The sequence below is a fragment of the Allobosea thiooxidans genome, from assembly GCF_900168195.1.
In the GTDB taxonomy this organism is placed as follows: Bacteria; Pseudomonadota; Alphaproteobacteria; order Rhizobiales; family Beijerinckiaceae; genus Allobosea; species Allobosea thiooxidans.
In genome coordinates, this window is the sequence record NZ_FUYX01000022.1 from 42,614 (window position 1) to 60,570 (window position 17,957).

The following is a 17,957-nucleotide window of genomic DNA, read 5'->3' on the forward strand; positions in this document are numbered from 1 at the left end:
GATGCATGCGCCCGTCAAGCCGTCGCCGAACCCACCCCAGCGCTTCCGCGGCGCCGGGCTCGCCCTGCGGCTCGCCCTGAGGGACCTGCGTGCCGGCCTGCGCGGCTTCGGCATCTTCATCGCCTGCCTGGCGCTGGGCGTGATGACCATCGCCGCGGTCGCCTCCGCCTCGCGCGGCCTGACCGAGGGCCTCGCCCGCGAAGGCCGGCGCATCCTCGGCGGCGATGCCGCCTTCAGCCTGATCCATCGCGAAGCGACGCCACAGGAGCTCGCCTTCCTGACGGCGCGGGGCACGGTCTCCAGCATCGCGACCATGCGCGGCATGGCCAATGCCGGCGTGAAGGGCGCGGCGCTGGTCGAGATCAAGGCGGTCGATTCGGCCTATCCGAGCCTCGGCTCGGTCGAAACCGAGCCGCAGGCCGCGCTGCCCGGCCTGCTGGAGCAGCGCGACGGCCTCTATGGCGCGGTCGCCGATCCCGTGCTGTTCGGCCGGCTCGACCTCAAGCCCGGCGACATCGTCACGGTCGGCGGCGCCAGGCTGCAGCTGCGCGCCAATCTGGTTTCCGAGCCCGACAAGATCGCGGCCGGCGTCGGCTTCGGCCCGCGCCTCCTCATGTCACAGGAGGCGCTGAAGGCGACCGGCCTGATCCAGCCCGGCAGCCTGATCCGCTGGACCTATCGCCTCCAGCTTCCGCAAACCGCCGCCAGCGACGCCGATCTCGAGCGGCTCGTCACCGATGTCGGCACGCAGCAGCGCGATGCGGGCTGGGAGATCCGCTCCCGCGCCAATGCCGCGCCGAGCTTCCAGCGCAATCTCGAGCGCTTCACCCAGTTCCTCACCCTCGTCGGCCTGACCGCCCTGCTGGTCGGCGGCGTCGGCGTCGCCAATGCGGTGCGCCGCTTCGTCGAGGCCAAGAAGCTCGACTTCGCCACGATGAAGGCGGTCGGTGCCACCGGCGGCTATGTCGTCGCGATCCACCTGACCGAGGTGATGCTCGTCGCCGCGATCGGCACGGGCATCGGCCTCGCGCTCGGCGCCGCCGCGCCCTTCGGCCTCGGCGCGATCATCCAGAGCATCCTGCCGGTGCCGTTCGAGCCGACGCTGGCGCCGGGCGAGCTCGCGATCGCCGCGCTCTACGGGCTGCTGACCGCGCTCGTCTTCGCCATCATCCCGCTCGGGCGCGCCCATGACATCCCGGTCTCGGCCTTGTTCCGCGACCGGATCGAGCCCGATCCGCGCCTGCCGCGCCCGGTCTATCTCGTCCTCTGCGCGCTGGCGCTCGCAGGCTTGGCCGGCGTCGCCATCGGCTTCGCCTATGACCGCCGGATCGCGCTGATCTATATCGGCGTGATGTTCGGCGTCTTCCTGCTGCTGCGCGCCGTCTCGCTCGGGCTGATGGCACTCGCCCGCCGCATCCCGCGCCCACGCCGCCCGGCCCTGCGGATGGCGCTCGCCAACAGCCACCGGCCCGGCGCGCTGACGCCCTCGCTGGTGCTGTCGCTGGGCCTGGGCGTCGCGCTGCTCTCGGCGCTCTCCTTCATCGATGTCAGCCTGACCCGCCAGCTCACCGGGGCGCTGCCGGAGAAGGCACCAAGCTTCTTCTTCCTGGACATACCGAGCCGCGAATCCGCGCGCTTCGACGCCTTCCTGGCGGAGCAGCGCCCGGGCGCGAAGACCGAGCGCGTGCCGATGATGCGCGGACGCATCGTCGCCGTGAACGACACCCGGGCCGAGGACATCAAGGCGAGCGAGCAATCCGCCTGGGTGCTCGATGGCGACCGCGGCATCACCTATGCCGCTACGGTTCCCGAAGGCTCGCGCGTCTCCTTCGGCGAATGGTGGCCGGCAGATTATCGCGGCGAGCCGCTGGTCTCCTTCGACGCCCAGAACGCCGCCGGCATCGGCCTCAAGATCGGCGACAGGCTGACCGTCAACGTGCTCGGCCGCACCATCACAGCCCGCGTCGCCAATCTGCGCACGGTCGACTGGCGCTCCTTCGGCATCAATTTCGTCATGGTGTTCTCGCCCAACACCTTCACCGGAGCGCCGCACACCAACCTCGCCACCGTCACCGCGAGCCCGGACGGCAGCGGCGCGACCGACGCGGCGTTGATGCGCCGCCTCGCCCTCGACTTCCCGGCCGTCACCGCGGTGCGGGTCAAGGACGCGCTCGAGGCGGTCAACACCATCGTCACCCAGCTCGCCATGGCGATCCGAGGCGCTTCCGGCCTTGCCATCGCGGCGAGCCTGCTGGTGCTGGGCGGCGCGCTCGCGGCCGGACAAAGGGCGCGGCTCTATGACGCGATGATCCTGAAAACCCTCGGCGCGACCCGTCGCTTCATACTTTCGTCGTACGCCTTTGAATACGCGGCGATCGGCCTGGTCGCAGCCGTCTTCGGCGTTATCGCGGGTACAGCGGCCGGCTGGGGGATCGTCACGCAAGTGATGCGGATCGAATTCGTCAGTGATCCGATCGGCGCGATACTGGCTGCGACTGCAGCTGTCGCGGTTACCGTCCTGTTCGGCCTTGTCGGTACGATAAAAATACTGGCGAAGGCGCCGGCTTCTTATCTCAGGAATTTATGATGACTATCTGGAATCGACTCTCGATAGACATTACAATCCTGTAATTCTGCATAGTTGCGGCGGCGAACTTCTATCGCCGAGGCTGCCTTAACCATGGCTGGCCCTTGTAAGAACCGCCAAAGCCCCTCATATTCCCGCTATCGCGACGATCGTGCGCGAGGACGGCTGGCGCCTGCGCGCCCTCCGTCGTCCGAAACTACGTCAGGGGAAATTCGCTTAATGAGCAACTTCGACCGCAATGCTCCAGTCTGGGGTGCCGGCCGCGCACAGCAGACCAGCGCCGTCGAGATGGATCAGGGCCTGCGCTCGTTCATGCTCGGCGTCTACAACAACATGGTGATCGGCCTGGCGATCTCGGCGCTGTTCGCGCTGGGCATCAACAAGATGGCCGTCACGGACCAGGCCAATGCCGTTGCCCGCGTCGGCAACACCTACCTCACCTCCTTCGGCCAGCTGCTCTATGGCACGCCGTTGATGTGGGTGGTCGCGCTGGCGCCGCTGGCCTTCATCTTCTTCTTCTCGTTCCGCGCCGACAAGATGTCCGCCTCGTCGGCCCGGACGATGTTCTTCGCCTTCGCGGCGGTGATGGGCGTCTCGCTCTCGACGATCCTGATCCGCTACACCGGCGCGTCGGTGGTGCAGGTCTTCTTCATCACCGCGGCGGCCTTCGGTGGCCTCAGCCTCTACGGCTACACCACCACGAAGTCGCTCTCCGGCATGGGCTCGTTCCTGGTCATGGGCCTGATCGGCCTGATCCTGGCCTCGATCGTGAACATCTTCCTGGCTTCGGGCGCGCTGGGCTTCGCCATCTCGGTGATCGGCGTGCTGATCTTCGCCGGCCTGACCGCCTGGGACACCCAGCGCCTGAAGGAGATGTATCTCTACTCCGAGCTCGGCCCGGAGGAAGCTGCGAAGCTCTCGGTGAACGGCGCGCTGTCGCTCTACCTGAACTTCATCAACATGTTCCAGTTCCTGCTCTCGCTGCTCGGCAACCGCGAGTAAGAGCGACGAGCTCCGATCGGAGCATCAGAGCCCCGGCCTCACGGCCGGGGCTTTTCTTTTGGCACGGTCGTTGCTCCGCTTGGTCCGACGACCGACCCTAGCGATGATCACGCCATGACCGCGCCTGCCATCCGCCACGCCGCGCCTGCCGACATCCCCGCCATCGCGGCGATCTACACCCATGCCGTGCTGCACGGAACCGCCTCCTGGGAGCTCGATCCGCCGGACGAGTCGGAGATGCTGAGGCGCTTCGAGGCGGTGCTCGCGGGCGGCTATCCCTATCTCGTCGCGGAGCGCGAAGGCGAAGTGCTGGGCTACGCCTATGCCAGCGCCTATCGGCCGCGCCCGGCCTATCGGGCCACGGTCGAAAACTCGATCTACATCGCGCCTGCCGCACAGGGCCTCGGCCTTGGCCGTCTGCTGCTCGAGGCGCTGATGAAGGCCTGCACCGAGCGCGGCTTCCGCCAGATGGTCGCGGTGATCGGCGACGGCACGGGTGCTTCGGTCGGCTCGCGCCGCCTGCACGAGAAGGCTGGATTCCGCCTGATCGGCGTCGCCGAGAAGGTCGGCTTCAAGCATGGCCGCTGGCTCGACCAGATGCTGATGCAGAAGGAGCTCGGCGAAGGCGGGCGCACGCCGCCCGCATTCTGATCGTCATTACAAGCCTGAAGAGGCAATCCAGGAAGGCGGGGCTGGAGAGTTCCAGGTCCCCCTGGATTGCGTCGTCGCCGACGCTCCGCACCATGACGGGCCGAAGCGCGTCAGCCCACCACGCTGAGCTTCCTGTCGAGCACCTTGAGGACGCGCGACAGTTCCGAGCCGCGCTTGAGGATCAGCCCCGTCGCGGCGACGACCGAATAGGCGCCCTGCCGGCGCGCCAGCGCCGGGTCCTTGACGATGCGGTAGAGCGGCATTTCGGAGGAGCGCCGGAACACCGAGAACTGCGCCTTGTCCTTCAGGAAATCGATGGCGTAGTCGCGCCATTCGCCGGCCGCGACCATGCGGCCATAGAGGTTGAGCAGCTCGCTGAGCTCACGCCGATCGAAGGTGACGGTTGCGTGCCGGGCCGGCGCCGGAAAATGGACGACCGCGCCGGCCGCTTGCGATTGGGGCGTTTCGCTTTCGCTCATGGCGCCTCCCTGACCGGGGCCTCGAGGTGACGACGCCGCGGATGATGCGCCCGCAGTGCTGCGCTGGCAAGGGACCGCGCTGTGCCCTTTCGCCGCTGGGTCAGCATTCGTCCAAAATGCCGCATTTTCGCCTCGAACGCGTCAAGGGACCGCCAAGTTGCGCCGCTCAACTCCCCTCGTTGCCTCGACGGCCCGGTTTCGCTGAACGCCGGTTTGTCAGCCCCCCAGCCCCCCGGAGTTCCGGTGGAGCCGGGCCACCAAAGTCGAGGCCAACTAGCGGCTGGCTTGATGCCGGCCGTTTTCTTTTGCGGGCGTTGCTGACCTCATGGCCGGCGGCGCCCGCAGCTTTTCCGGGGGCGGGCGATCAGCGCGCCTGGCCGTGATAGGCGGCGTTCGGGCGCATATCCACCGCCGAGGCCATCCGGTTCGACATGTTGTAGAAGGACGCGACGGCGCCGATATCCCAGATGTCGCGCTCGGCGAAACCGGCGCGGCGCAGCCCGGCCCGGTCCTCCTCTCCGATCAGATGCGGCGTCTCCGTCAGCTTGACGGCGAAATCGAGCATGGCGCGATGCCGCGCGGACAGCTCGGCTGCCCGATAGTTCATCACCAGCAGCTCGCCCAGCACCGGGTCGCCCGAGAGCTGGCGCACCGCCGCGCCGTGCGCCGCCAGGCAATAGTAGCAGCGATTGACGCTCGAAACCGCGACCGCGATCATCTCCCGCTCCAGCTTCGACAGGCCCGACGGCGCCAGCATCAGGTCGTTGTAGAAGGCGGCGAAGGCCGAAAGCTTGGCGTCGTCATGGGCGTAGGAGGTCAGCACGTTGGGCACGAAACCGAGCTTCTCGCGGCACTTCTCGAAATAGGCCTCGTTCTGTAGCGAGAGCTGGCCCGGCTCCAGGGCGAGTGCCATCACCGGCGGCGGCGCATGCTGTCGCACCGGCTCTTCGCCCACCTTGGGTTTGTCATGCTTTGTCGCCATGGTGGGTCCCGTCGAGCCTTTGCGGCAATTTTGCCGCTTTTTAAGGCAAGGCAAAGTTGAAAGGCTGCGCAGCCTATGCCATCGCTGCGGCAAAACAACTGGGGTTGGATAATGGGCAAACGGGTGACGAACGCGACCGCGGGGGCGATCGCAGCCATCGAAGCCGCGGCCACCGGGCTCAAGAGCGCGATGCCGGCCGAATTTCCCCGCCTCCTTTACGGTCGCGCCGTCGCCGAGGATCTGGAGGCCCTGCCGGCGGACATGCTGGCCCGCGCCGCCGCCGACGCCTATGAGCATCTCGTCCAGCCCCGCAAGCCGGAGACGATCAATCTCGGCTTCCGCGATGCCGAATTCGGCTCGGGCGCCCGCAAGCGCCAGGTGACGATCCTCGAGGTCGTCAACGACAACAAGCCGTTCCTGCTCGATTCGACGCTCGCCGAGCTGCAGGAGCAGGGCCACGAGCCGCGCCTCGTCGCCCACCCGATCCTGGCCGTCGCCCGCGACGCCAAGGGCAAGTTCGTCTCGCTCGCCGGCGAAGCGACCGGCCGCGCCCCCGAGGGCACCCGGCGCGAGAGCCTGCTGCACATCCATATCGAGCGCGTCGACACGCCGGAAGCGCGCGAAAGGCTGCGCACCGGGCTCGAGCACGTCTATGGCGACGTCGCCCTGGCTGTCGACGACTGGGCTGCGATGCGCGGCCGCATCACCGAAGTGATCCAGGCCTATCGCGCCAATCCGCCGCCGCTGCCGGAGGACGAGATCGCCGAGGCGCTGCAGTTCCTCGAATGGATCGCAGGCGACAACTTTACCCTGCTCGGCATCCGCGCCTACCGCTTCCCGGGCGGCGACGTCGCCGCCGACCCGATCGAAGGGTCCGGCCTCGGCATCCTGCGTGACCCCTCCGTCAAGGTGCTGCGCAAGGGGCGTGAGCTGGTGACGACGACGCCGGAGGTGCGTTCCTTCCTGGCCAAGCCCCAGGCGCTGATCATCACCAAGGCCAACGTCAAGAGCCGTGTGCATCGCCGCGTCCATCTCGACTACGTCGGCGTCAAGCTGTTCACGCCCGACGGCCGGCTCGACGGCGAGCTGCGCATCGTCGGCCTGCTCACCTCGAACGCCTATACCGGCTCGGCCCGCGCCATTCCCTATCTCAGGCTCAAGGTCGCGCGCGTCGCCAAGAACATCGGCTTCGACCCGGCGAGCTATTCCGGCCGGGCGCTGATGAACGTGCTCGATGCCTATCCGCGCGACGAGCTCTTCCAGATCGACGTTCCGACGCTGGAGCAGTTCGCGATCGACATCCTGCAATTGACCGAGCGGCCGCGCATCCGCGCGCTCGCCCGCGTCGACGAGTTCGATCGCTTCGTCTCGATCCTCGTCTTCATCCCGAAGGACCGCTACGACACCACCGTGCGCCAGCGCGTCGGCGAGTTCCTGGCGCGGATCTACAGCGGCCGCGTCTCGGCTGCCTATCCGGCCTATCCGGAAGGTCCGCTGTCACGGACCCACTACATCATCGGCCGCGATGACGGCAAAACCCCGCGCATCGACCGCGCCACCCTTGAATCCGGCATCAGCGCCATCGTCCGCACCTGGGGCGACGGGCTCAAGGACGTGCTCGACCAGGAGAAGGCCGGGCCGGCCGCCCGGGCGCTCGCCGAGCGCTATGCCGAGGCCTTCGGCGCCGCCTATCGCGAGCGCTTCTCGGCCGCCGACGCCCTTGTCGACATCGAGATGCTCCAGCAGCTGACGCCGGAGCGCGGCCGGGCCGTCAACCTTTACCGGCGCGAAGGCGACGACGCCAAGCGCGCCAACCTCAAGGTCTTCTCGCGCGGCACGCCGATCTCGCTCTCGGCCCGCGTGCCGGTTCTGGAGAACATGGGCTTCCGCGTCGTCAACGAGCGGACCTACAACGTCATGCCGCAGGGCAATGGCGAGAACGCCCGCGTCTGGCTGCACGACATGACGCTGGAGCGCGCCGACGACGGCGAGATCGACATCGAGCGCCTCGATCCGACGATCGAGGCAGCGCTGATGGCGCAGTTCCGCGGCCTCGCCGAATCGGACCGCTTCGACCAGCTCGTGCTTGTCGCCGGACTCGCCTGGCGCGAGGCGGCGCTGCTGCGCGCCTTCGGCCGCTATCTCCGCCAGGCCGGCGCGCCCTATGCCCAAGGCTACATCGCCGACGCGCTGACGCGCCATGCGGACATCGCCTCGGGCCTCGTCGCCTATTTCAACGCCAAGTTCGATCCGCGCCAGCCGGCCGCCGAGCGCGAGCAGCGCATGGCCCAGAAGCGGGCCGAGATCGAGGAGGCGCTCGACGCCGTCACCAGCCTCGACGAGGACCGGATCCTGCGCCGCCTGATCAACCTGGTCGATGCGGCGCTGCGCACCAACTTCTTCCAGACCGGTCCGGACGGCCAGCCGCGCCAGACCATCTCCTTCAAGTTCGACTGCGCCAGGGTCGACGGGCTGCCGCTGCCGCGGCCGCTCTACGAGATCTTCGTCTACTCGCCGCGGGTCGAGGGCGTCCATATGCGCTTCGGCAAGGTCGCGCGCGGCGGCCTGCGCTGGTCGGACCGGCCGCAGGACTTCCGCACCGAAGTGCTCGGCCTGGTCAAGGCGCAGCAGGTCAAGAACGCCGTGATCGTGCCGGTCGGCGCCAAGGGCGGCTTCGTGCCGAAACAGCTGCCCCCGGCCTCGGACCGCGCGGCCTGGCTGGCCGAGGGCACCGAGAGCTACCGCATCTTCATCCGCAACCTGCTCGAGCTCACCGACAATCTCGACGGCGAGACGATCGTGCCGCCGCCGGACACGGTGCGCCATGACGGCGACGACCCCTATCTCGTCGTCGCGGCCGACAAGGGCACGGCGACCTTCTCCGACACCGCCAACGCGATCTCACTCGAGAAGCATCACTGGCTCGGCGATGCCTTCGCCTCCGGCGGCTCGCAGGGCTACGACCACAAGGGCATGGGCATTACGGCGCGGGGCGCCTGGGAAGCGGTGAAGCGCCACTTCCGCGAGGTCGACGTCGACATCCAGACCACGCCCTTCACCGTCGCCGGTGTCGGCGACATGTCGGGTGACGTCTTCGGCAACGGCATGCTGCTCTCGCCGGCGATCAAGCTCGTCGCCGCCTTCGACCATCGCGACATCTTCCTCGATCCCGATCCGGACACGGCAAAGTCGCTGGCCGAGCGCCAGCGGCTGTTCAAGCTGCCCCGCTCCTCCTGGGCCGATTACGACAAGACGCTGATCTCCAGGGGCGGCGGCATCTTCTCGCGCCAGGCCAAGAGCATCCCGCTGTCTCCGGAAGTCCGCGCGTTGCTCGACCTCGACAAGAAGGAGGTCTCGCCGCCCGAACTGATGACCGCGATCCTCAAGGCGCGCATCGACCTGCTCTGGTTCGGCGGCATCGGCACCTATATCCGCGGCTCGGACGAGACCGATGCCCAGGTCGGCGACCGCGCCAACGACGCCATCCGCGTCACCGGGGCCGATATCCGCGCCCGAGTGATCGGCGAGGGCGCCAATCTCGGCATGACCCAGCGCGGCCGCATCGAGGCGGCGCGCAGGGGCGTCAAGCTCAACACCGACGCGATCGACAATTCGGCCGGCGTCAACACCTCCGACGTCGAGGTCAACATCAAGATCGCGCTCGCCGTCCCGGTGAAGGAAGGCCGCCTCGCCGAGGACAAGCGCAACGCCCTGCTCGCCGCGATGACCGACGAGGTCGGCGATCTCGTCCTGCGCAACAACTACCTGCAGACGCTCGCGCTCTCGCTGACCGAGGCGCAGGGCTCGGGCGCGACGCCCGGCCTGCGCTTCCTGATGCAGACCCTGGAGAAGGAAGGCCGCCTCGACCGCGGCGTCGAGTTCCTGCCGAGCGACGCCCAGCTCGCCGAGCGCGAGAAGCGCGGCGAGGGGCTGACCCGGCCGGAGCTCGCCGTGCTCCTGGCCTATGCCAAGCTCTCGCTGCACGACGCACTGCTCGAATCGCCGGTGCCGGACGATCCCTATCTGGCGAGCGAGCTCGTCCGCTACTTCCCGAAGGCGCTGCGCGACGCCTATCCGGACGCCATCGCCGGCCATAAGCTGCGCCGCGAGATCGTCGCGACCCAGCTCGCCAATGCCATCGTCAATCGCGGCGGCCCGGCGCTGGTGCCGGTGCTTGCGGCGCTGACGCGCTCCGAGGCTCCGGCCATCGCCGCTGCCTATGCGATCGCCCGCGACTCCTTCGATCTGATCGGGCTCAACGGCGAGATCGACGGGCTGGATGCCAGGATCCCCGGCAAGACCCAGCTCGGCCTCTACGGCGCGGCCCAGGAGCTGGTCACCAACCGCATGGGCTGGTTCCTGCGTCGCGGCGTGGCCAAGCCCGGCACGATCGAGCAGACCATCGCCCGCTATGCCAAGGGGGTAAAGGAGCTCTCGCAGGAGCTCGACGGCCTGCTGCCGGAAGCGGCCGCGCAGGCCAGGCTCGCGCGCATCGCGGTCCTGACGGCGGATGGCGTGCCGGAGGCGCTGGCGGCCCGCATCGCCAGCCTGCCGGCGCTCGCGGAAGCGACCGACATCGTCGACATCGCCGAGCGCAGCAAGCGCAAGATCCGCGACGTCGCCCGCATCCATTTCGGCATCGACGCGCTCTTCGGCCTGTCGAGCCTGAAGGCGGCTGCGGCAGCCGTGCCGGCGACCGACGACTATGAGCGCCTTGCCCGCGAGCGCGCGATCGAGACCCTCGACGATGCCCATTCCGGCCTGACCTGGGAGGTCTCCGCCTCCGCCAAGGGCGAAGGCACGCTCGAAAGCTGGCTCGCGGAGCGCGGCGAGGAGACGGGTCGCACCCGCACCACCGTCAACGCGATCACGAGCTCGGGCCTCACTTTGCCGAAGCTGATGGTGGCGGCCGGCATGCTCGCCGACCTGCCGCGCAAGCACGGCTGAACAGGACGCGATCAATGAACGAACCGGACACCGCCACCCGCATCGACCCCAAGCTGCTCGAGATCCTGGTCTGTCCGCTGACCAAGGCGACGCTGGAATATGATGCGGCGAAGCAGGAGCTGATCAGCCGGGCCGCGAAGCTGGCCTATCCGATCCGCGACGGCATCCCGATCATGCTGCCGGAGGAAGCCCGGCAGCTGGAAGACTGAGGCCAGCCGTCGCTGCTGGCGCCAGCGTCATGGTCGGGCGCGTCCCGACCATCCACATCCTGGCTTTGCAGCCGGAAAGGCATTGAAAGATAGGGGCGCTCGCCGAAGAAGCGAGCATTACAGCCTAGAGCGCTTCGCCGCGCAGCAGCCGCGGCGGCGCGCCGGCGACCCCGGCCGCCTCGCGGATGAAGAAGCGCTTCAGCCCCGGCAGCCGGTCGACCAGACCGAGCCCGAGATCGCGCGCCAGCCTGAGCGGCGTGGCGTCGTTCGAGAACAGCCGGTTCAGCCCGTCAGTCACGGCGCCCATCGCCACCGTGTCGAAGCGGCGCGCCTTCTCGTAATCCTCCAGCACCTCGGCCCCACCCGGATCGAGCCCGAGCCGGGCGGCGTCGACGATCGCCTCGGCCAGCGCGGCGACGTCCTTGAGCCCGAGATTGAGCCCCTGGCCGGCAATGGGATGGATGAGATGGGCCGCATCGCCGAGCAGGGCAAGCCGCTCGCCGACGAAGCGCCGCGCCACGCCGAAGCCAAGCGGATGTGCGCTCACCGCACTTTCGAGGGCGATCTCGCCGAGTTCGAGCCCGAAACGCGTCTCGATCTCGGCCAGCAGATCCTCGGCATCGAGCGACAGCAGCGCCGGAACGTTCTCGCTCCTCTCGCTCCACACGATCGAGGAGCGATGCCCGAGACGGCCGCCATCGGGGAGCGGCAGGATGGCGAAGGGCCCCGACGGCAGGAAATGCTCGACGGCGCGGCCATGATGCGGGCGATCATGGCCGATCGTCGCGACGATGCCCGACTGACCATAGCCCCAGCCGACCCAGCCGATCCCCGCCTGCTCGCGCAGCTTCGAGCGCGCACCATCGGCCGCGACCAGCAGGGCGGCCTGCTGCCGGGAACCATCGCCGAAGACGACGTCCACCGCCGCCTCCTCGGCGATGAAGCGCCGCACGCCGATGCCCCTGAGCTCGACGCCCGCCTCCGCGCAGGCCGCCTTCAGCGCCGTGACCAGAGCCGCGTTCTCGACCATATGCGCGAAGGGCTGCCCCGGCTCGACCGCGCCGTCGAAGGTCAGGAAGACCGGACGCACCACATCGTTCGTCCGGCTGTCGGAGATGATCATTTCGTTCATCGGCTGGGCTGCGCCCGCGACCGCGTTCCAGATGCCGAGCGTCTCCAGCATCGCCCGCGCCCCCGCCGCCACGGCATAGGCGCGGTTGTCGGCCCGCGGGGGCAGCGCCGCCAGCGCCGGATCCGCCACGGTGATCGCACCGGCGCTGCCGAGCGCCTGCTTCAAGGCCAGCGCCAGGGTCAGCCCCGCGATCCCGCCGCCCGCGATGACGATGCGCGCGCCCGAATCCCGCTTGGTGACCATGCTGCTGCTCCCTTCGGCAAGCGTCTTGACGGCACGGGACGCCTCGGTGCTGATGCGAGACGAGCCGTCTTTCCCTGTGCGGGCCGCCGGCCGCTCCGTCAACCGATTGCGATACGCCGACACCATGTCCCAGATCAGCACTTCCCTGACGGCGATCCTCGACCTCGAGCCGCTCGAGCGCAACCTGTTCCGCGGTCGCAGCCCGAAATCGTCCTGGCCGCGCGTCTTCGGGGGCCAGGTCATCGCGCAGTCGCTCTACGCCGCCTGCAAGACGGTCGAAGGCCGGCAGCCGCATTCACTGCACGCCTACTTCCTGCTGCCGGGCGATCCGGAAATCCCGATCGTCTATGAGGTCGATCGGCTGCGCGACGGCCGCTCCTTCACCACGCGGCGCGTGCTTGCGATCCAGAAGGGCGAGGCGATCTTCGCCATGTCGGCCTCCTTCCAGGTCGACGAACCCGGCTACGAGCACCAGATGCCGATGCCGAAGGTGCCGATGCCGGAGGAACTGCCGGATCGTGAGGAGATGGCGCGCAGCGTGCTGCCGCACATGCCGGACGCGGTCCAGGCCTATTACCAGCGCAAGCGGCCGATCGAGATTCGCCCGGTCGAGCTGGAACGCTACCGCACCGGCGGCAAGATGGAGCCGAAGTTCAACGTCTGGATCCGGGCGATGGAGGCCCTTCCGGACGAGCCGGCGCTGCACCAGAGCATCCTGGCCTATGCTTCCGACCTGATGCTGCTCGATTCCAGCCTGATCGCCCATGGCACGACGGTGTTCGACCAGCGGATCCAGGGCGCGAGCCTCGATCATGCGCTCTGGTTCCATCGCCCGTTCCGCGCCGATGAATGGCTGCTCTATTCACAGGACAGCCCCTCCACCTCCGGCGCGCGCGGCTTCTCTCGCGGGCTGATCTTCGACCGGCAGGGCCGGCTCGTCGCCTCAGTCGCGCAGGAGGGGCTGATCCGGCCGCGGCCGGATCAGGGCTGACGCGATTTTGAGCGCCTGCCCGCCTCGCAGACGACTGCCTTATTTTTAGGCAGAGAACCGCCTTCCCACGCCGATTTGCTGCTTTTGCGCCTCCGAACGGGCCTCACCCCCGTCCGGGCGGGTTGGCACGCGCCTTGAATTGCAGGGTGTGACGCACTGCGGTCCGCAGCGCGCGCGGAGTGCAACGAGTTCGCCGGGGCTGACGACCGGGCGGCGCAGACGGGGAAACCCAGCACATGAAAATCGTGATGGCGATCATCAAGCCGTTCAAGCTGGAGGAGGTGCGCGACGCGCTCACCACCATCGGCGTCCACGGCCTGACGGTGACCGAGGTGAAGGGCTACGGCCGGCAGAAGGGCCATACCGAGATCTATCGCGGCGCCGAATACGCCGTGAGCTTCCTGCCCAAGATCAAGATCGAGGTCGCTATCCCCGATGATCTCGTCGGCCGGGTGATCGAGGCGATCACCGCCACCGCCCGCACCGGCCAGATCGGCGACGGCAAGATCTTCGTCTCCTCGATCGAGAAGGCCGTGCGCATCCGCACCGGCGAGACCGACGCCGACGCCCTCTGAGCCCCGCCTTCTTCAGGAGTTTCGACCATGACTTTCAGGACTTCGCTGCGGGCCGGGCTCGCGGGCCTTTCCCTCATGACGCTCTCCGCTGCCTCGGCGTTCGCGCAGGCAGCGGCCGAGGCACCGGCGGCAGCCGTGCCGAACAAGGGCGACACCGCCTGGATGCTGGTGTCCACCCTGCTCGTCCTGTTCATGACCCTGCCGGGCCTGGCGCTGTTCTATGGCGGTCTGGCGCGCTCGAAGAACATGCTTTCGGTGATGAGCCAGATCACGGCCACGGCCGCCGTGATGTGCATCATCTGGGTCGTCTACGGCTATAGCCTCGCCTTCACCAGCGGCGGCTCGCTGACGAGCTTCATCGGCTCCTTCTCCAAGGCCTTCCTCGCCGGCGTCAGCAATGAATCGACCTCCGACACCTTCACCAAGGGCGTCGTGATTCCCGAATATGTCTTCGTCTGCTTCCAGATGACCTTCGCGATGATCACGCCGGCGCTGATCGTCGGCGGCTTCGTCGAGCGTATGAAGTTTTCGGCGCTGCTGCTCTTCGTCGCGCTCTGGGCCACCTGCGTCTATTTCCCGATGGCGCACATGGTCTGGTTCTCGGAGGGCTATCTCTTCACCCTCGGCGCGCTCGACTTCGCCGGCGGCACGGTCGTCCACATCAATGCCGGCATCGCCGCCCTGGTCGGCGCGCTCGTGATCGGCAAGCGCATCGGCTACGGCAAGGAGCTGATGTCGCCGCACTCGCTGACGATGACGTTCATCGGCACCGCCGTGCTCTGGGTCGGCTGGTTCGGCTTCAATGCCGGCTCGAACCTGGAAGCCACGGCCGGCGCCGCCCTCGCCATGATCAACACCTTCACCGCCACCGCCGGCGCGGCGCTGGGCTGGCTCTTCATCGAGTGGATCGTCAAGGGCAAGCCCTCGCTGCTCGGCATGCTCTCCGGCATCGTCGCCGGGCTCGTCGCCGTCACGCCGGCGGCGGGCCTGATCGGACCGATGGGCGCGATCGTGCTCGGCGCCATTGCCGGCGTGGTCTGCTTCTTCTTCTGCACCACGGTGAAGAACGCCCTCGGCTATGATGATTCGCTCGATGTCTTCGGCGTCCACGGCGTCGGCGGCATCATCGGCTCGATCGGCACCGGCATCTTCGTCGCCCCCGCTCTCGGCGGCGTCGGCGTCGCCGACTACGCCATGGGCGCGCAGGTCTGGAAGCAGTTCGTCGCGGTCGTCGTCGCGGTGGTCTGGTGCGGCATCGGCTCCTTCGTCCTGTTCAAGATCATCGACGCCGTGGTCGGCCTGCGCGTCACCTCCGACCAGGAGCGCGAGGGCCTCGACATCGCCGAGCACGGCGAGCGCGCCTACAACATCTGAGCGCCATCGCCCGACATAACGTCACGGCCCCGGCGGAAATCCGCCGGGGCTTTTTCATTCTGCCGACGACAGTGGATCAGCCGGGCGTGTTGACCACGATCTCGAGCACCTGCACGCCGTCCGGCAGCGCGATCAGATATTCGGCATCGCGCGGCAGATGGTGGATACGGCGCGGATCCGGCCCGGCGAAGCGCGACATCGCCTCGATGCTCTCCCAATAGGAGATCGTGACGAATTCGCTGTCCGTGGCCCGATCCTCCCGGAACATCTGGACGCCGAGTGCCTTCTGCTGCAGGGGCGCCACCCCTTCGCGGCGCAGATACTTGGCATAGTCGTCGGCCTTCGCCCGCGTCGTGCGGCCGCGCCAGATCCGGGCGATGCGGGCTTGGGCCTCGGTTGGTTTCGTCGCCATGAGCCTCTCCTCTGGTCTCCGCGAAAGACGTGCCGCGCCACCCCACGGTTCCCGGGCCTCCCGACAGGATGCGGCAGCAGCCGCATGCGTCGTCTCAAGGTTAAGCGGGTCTTAACCACGGCTTCCTAACCTCTGGAGGATGGCCGGAATGATGCGGCCTCGACAGTCCGGACCCGACCCGAAGCCGCATGCGCACCATCCGCCGTTCCCAATCGCTCATGGACCGCCTGCCCGATCCGGTGCGGGAGTTCCTGTCGCGCCGCGCGTCCGAGCTGACGGGGCTCGGCCTGCTCGCGCTGATGATCGCCGTCTCCGTCGCGCTGGCGACCTGGTCGGTCGACGATCCCAGCCTCAACAACGCCACCAGCGGCGCCGTCCGCAACTGGCTCGGCCGGCCCGGTGCGATGATCGCCGACCTGCTGATGCAGCTCATCGGCCTCGGCGTCATCGCCCTGCTGTTCCCGCCGGTGATCTGGGCCCTGCGCCTGATCCGGTTCCACCTGTTCGACCGTGGCGCGCTCAAGCTCGGCCTCTGGGTCGTCGGCATCGCCGCGACCGCCGCCGTCGCCAGCGCGCTGCCGGCGACGCCGCGCTGGCCGCTGCCCACCGGCATGGGCGGCGTCATCGGTGACGGGCTGCTCTTCGGCTCGCGCAACGTCGCCGGCATCGCCGGCAATGCGGTCGGCAGCCTGGTCGGCTTCATCTATGCCGGCATCGCCATCCTCGCGGTCACCGCGGCGGCCGGCTTCGGCTTCGTCACCGACGAGGACCCGTTGCCCGACGCGGATGATGCAGACGAGGGCTGGGTCGATGGCGAGGAACGTCGCGACGACGAACCCGGCATCGCCGTGATCCTGATCGGCTGGCTCGCCCATGGCGCCATGGCGCTGCGGGCAGCCATTCTGCGCCGCCTGCCGCATCCGCCACAGCCCGCGGTCGATTCCGGGCTTCTGCCGCACGACAGCGCCGGCCGCGGCAGGCGCGAGCCGCAATTCGGCGAGGCGCCTGTCAACCGGCGCGGCCCCCCCGAATTCGATCCGGAACCGCTGCCGGGCACGCGTCCGACGGCATCGGCGGGCCGCCCAGCCGACGATTTCGACGCGCCCTTCGACCTCGACGACGAGCCGCAGGACCTGCGCGACCTCAACGCACCCCGGGTGGCGATGCCGCGTGCCGCGCCCAAGCCTGGCAAGCGCATGCAGCGCGAGGCCCAGCCCTCGCTGCTCGACCGCGACTCATTCGAGCTGCCGCCGCTGACTTATCTGGCCGAGCCGAAGAAGACCGCGGCCAACACGGTTTCCGCCGATGCGCTCGAACAGAACGCCACCCTGCTCGAGGGCGTGCTCGAGGATTTCGGCGTGCGCGGCGAAATCACGCAGGTCCGGCCCGGCCCGGTCGTGACGCTCTACGAGCTCGAGCCCGCTCCGGGCACGAAGTCGTCGCGCGTGATCTCTCTCGCGGACGACATTGCGCGTTCGATGAGCGCGGTGTCGGCGCGTGTGGCGGTGGTGCAGGGCAAGAACGCGATGGGCATCGAGCTGCCCAACACCCGCCGCGAGACCGTCTTCCTGCGCGAATTGCTGGCCAGCCAGGATTTCGAGGCGACCAAGCACAAGCTCGCGCTCTGCCTCGGCAAGACCATCGGCGGCGAGCCGGTCATCGCGGATCTGGCGCGCATGCCGCATCTGCTCGTGGCGGGCACCACCGGCTCGGGCAAGTCGGTCGCCATCAACACCATGATCCTGTCGATCCTCTACCGGCTGAAGCCGGAAGAGTGCCGCCTGATCATGGTCGATCCCAAGATGCTGGAACTCTCCGTCTATGACGGCATCCCGCATCTGCTCACCCCGGTCGTCACCGATCCCAAGAAGGCGGTCGTCGCCCTCAAATGGGCGGTGCGCGAGATGGAGGAGCGCTACAAGAAGATGTCGAAGCTCTCGGTGCGCAACATCGACGGCTTCAACGCCAGGGTCGGCGAGGCCAAGGCGGCGGGAGAGGTCATCACCCGCACGGTCCAGACCGGCTTCGACAAGCACTCGGGCGAGGCGATCTACGAGGAGGAGGTCATGGACCTCGAGCCTCTGCCCTATATCGTCGTCATCGTCGACGAGATGGCCGACCTGATGATGGTCGCCGGCAAGGAGATCGAGGGCACCATCCAGCGCCTGGCCCAGATGGCCCGCGCGGCGGGCATCCATGTCGTGCTGGCGACGCAGCGTCCCTCGGTCGACGTCATCACCGGCACGATCAAGGCGAACTTCCCGACCCGGATCTCCTTCCAGGTCACCTCGAAGATCGATAGCCGCACCATCCTCGGCGAGATGGGTGCCGAGCAGCTGCTCGGCCAGGGCGACATGCTCTACATGGCCGGCG

General features: G+C 68.3%; 13 protein-coding genes. 9 read left to right on the forward strand and 4 right to left on the reverse strand.

Translation table 11 applies throughout. The features are described 5' to 3' along the window. Position 1 precedes the first annotated feature (1 nt). The 3 genes from B5Y19_RS24420 to B5Y19_RS24430 all read left to right on the forward strand — a co-directional run bounded on the left by B5Y19_RS24420 (position 2) and on the right by B5Y19_RS24430 (position 4,240). Positions 2-2,587, forward strand: a complete 2,586-nt coding sequence (locus B5Y19_RS24420) for an ABC transporter permease (RefSeq protein ID WP_055730666.1) — start codon at positions 2-4, stop codon at positions 2,585-2,587. Positions 2,588-2,806: 219 nt separating this feature from the next. Beyond that, positions 2,807-3,589, forward strand: coding sequence for a Bax inhibitor-1/YccA family protein (locus B5Y19_RS24425; protein WP_055730665.1), 783 nt, complete (start codon positions 2,807-2,809; stop codon positions 3,587-3,589). 114 nt (positions 3,590-3,703) lie between these two features. Further along, a complete protein-coding gene (locus B5Y19_RS24430) occupies positions 3,704-4,240 on the forward strand; it encodes a GNAT family N-acetyltransferase (RefSeq protein ID WP_055730664.1) in 537 nt (178 codons plus the stop codon). 110 nt (positions 4,241-4,350) lie between these two features. Here B5Y19_RS24430 and B5Y19_RS24435 read toward each other — a convergent pair whose 3' ends face one another. Beyond that, the gene (locus B5Y19_RS24435; protein ID WP_055730663.1) at positions 4,351-4,719 is read right to left on the reverse strand and encodes a DUF2794 domain-containing protein; all 369 of its coding nucleotides are present in this window, start codon (positions 4,717-4,719) and stop codon (positions 4,351-4,353) included. Between the two features lie 364 nt (positions 4,720-5,083). Then, complete coding sequence (locus B5Y19_RS24440) at positions 5,084-5,632, reverse strand: peroxidase-related enzyme (RefSeq protein WP_055730712.1); 549 nt, start codon at positions 5,630-5,632, stop codon at positions 5,084-5,086. Positions 5,633-5,812: 180 nt separating this feature from the next. On the opposite strand from B5Y19_RS24440, the gene B5Y19_RS24445 reads away from it, so the two are divergent. Both B5Y19_RS24445 and B5Y19_RS24450 read left to right on the forward strand, forming a co-directional pair. After that, a complete protein-coding gene (locus B5Y19_RS24445; RefSeq protein ID WP_411914172.1) occupies positions 5,813-10,648 on the forward strand; it encodes an NAD-glutamate dehydrogenase in 4,836 nt (1,611 codons plus the stop codon). 14 nt (positions 10,649-10,662) lie between these two features. After that, positions 10,663-10,857, forward strand: coding sequence for a Trm112 family protein (locus tag B5Y19_RS24450; protein ID WP_055730662.1), 195 nt, complete (start codon positions 10,663-10,665; stop codon positions 10,855-10,857). Positions 10,858-10,981: 124 nt separating this feature from the next. On the opposite strand, the gene B5Y19_RS24455 is transcribed toward B5Y19_RS24450, so the two are convergent. Beyond that, a complete protein-coding gene (locus B5Y19_RS24455) occupies positions 10,982-12,232 on the reverse strand; it encodes a ubiquinone biosynthesis hydroxylase (RefSeq protein WP_055730661.1) in 1,251 nt (416 codons plus the stop codon). Between the two features lie 124 nt (positions 12,233-12,356). Between B5Y19_RS24455 and tesB the strand changes: the two genes are divergently transcribed. From tesB to B5Y19_RS24470, 3 genes are all read left to right on the forward strand, one after another. After that, entirely contained in the window at positions 12,357-13,223 is an 867-nt protein-coding gene (gene tesB, locus B5Y19_RS24460) for an acyl-CoA thioesterase II (protein ID WP_055730710.1), read from the forward strand. Between the two features lie 236 nt (positions 13,224-13,459). Beyond that, positions 13,460-13,798 carry a P-II family nitrogen regulator gene (locus tag B5Y19_RS24465; protein WP_055730660.1) on the forward strand — a complete coding sequence of 113 codons (339 nt, stop codon included), beginning with the start codon at positions 13,460-13,462 and terminating at the stop codon, positions 13,796-13,798. A gap of 27 nt (positions 13,799-13,825) precedes the next feature. Next, complete coding sequence (locus B5Y19_RS24470) at positions 13,826-15,172, forward strand: ammonium transporter (RefSeq protein WP_055730659.1); 1,347 nt, start codon at positions 13,826-13,828, stop codon at positions 15,170-15,172. A gap of 76 nt (positions 15,173-15,248) precedes the next feature. Here B5Y19_RS24470 and B5Y19_RS24475 read toward each other — a convergent pair whose 3' ends face one another. Beyond that, complete coding sequence (locus tag B5Y19_RS24475; RefSeq protein ID WP_055730658.1) at positions 15,249-15,584, reverse strand: antibiotic biosynthesis monooxygenase family protein; 336 nt, start codon at positions 15,582-15,584, stop codon at positions 15,249-15,251. A 188-nt stretch (positions 15,585-15,772) separates the two neighbouring features. On the opposite strand from B5Y19_RS24475, the gene B5Y19_RS24480 reads away from it, so the two are divergent. Beyond that, positions 15,773-17,957: DNA translocase FtsK (locus B5Y19_RS24480; RefSeq protein WP_079592293.1), on the forward strand; the 2,185-nt coding region annotated here is incomplete at its 3' end.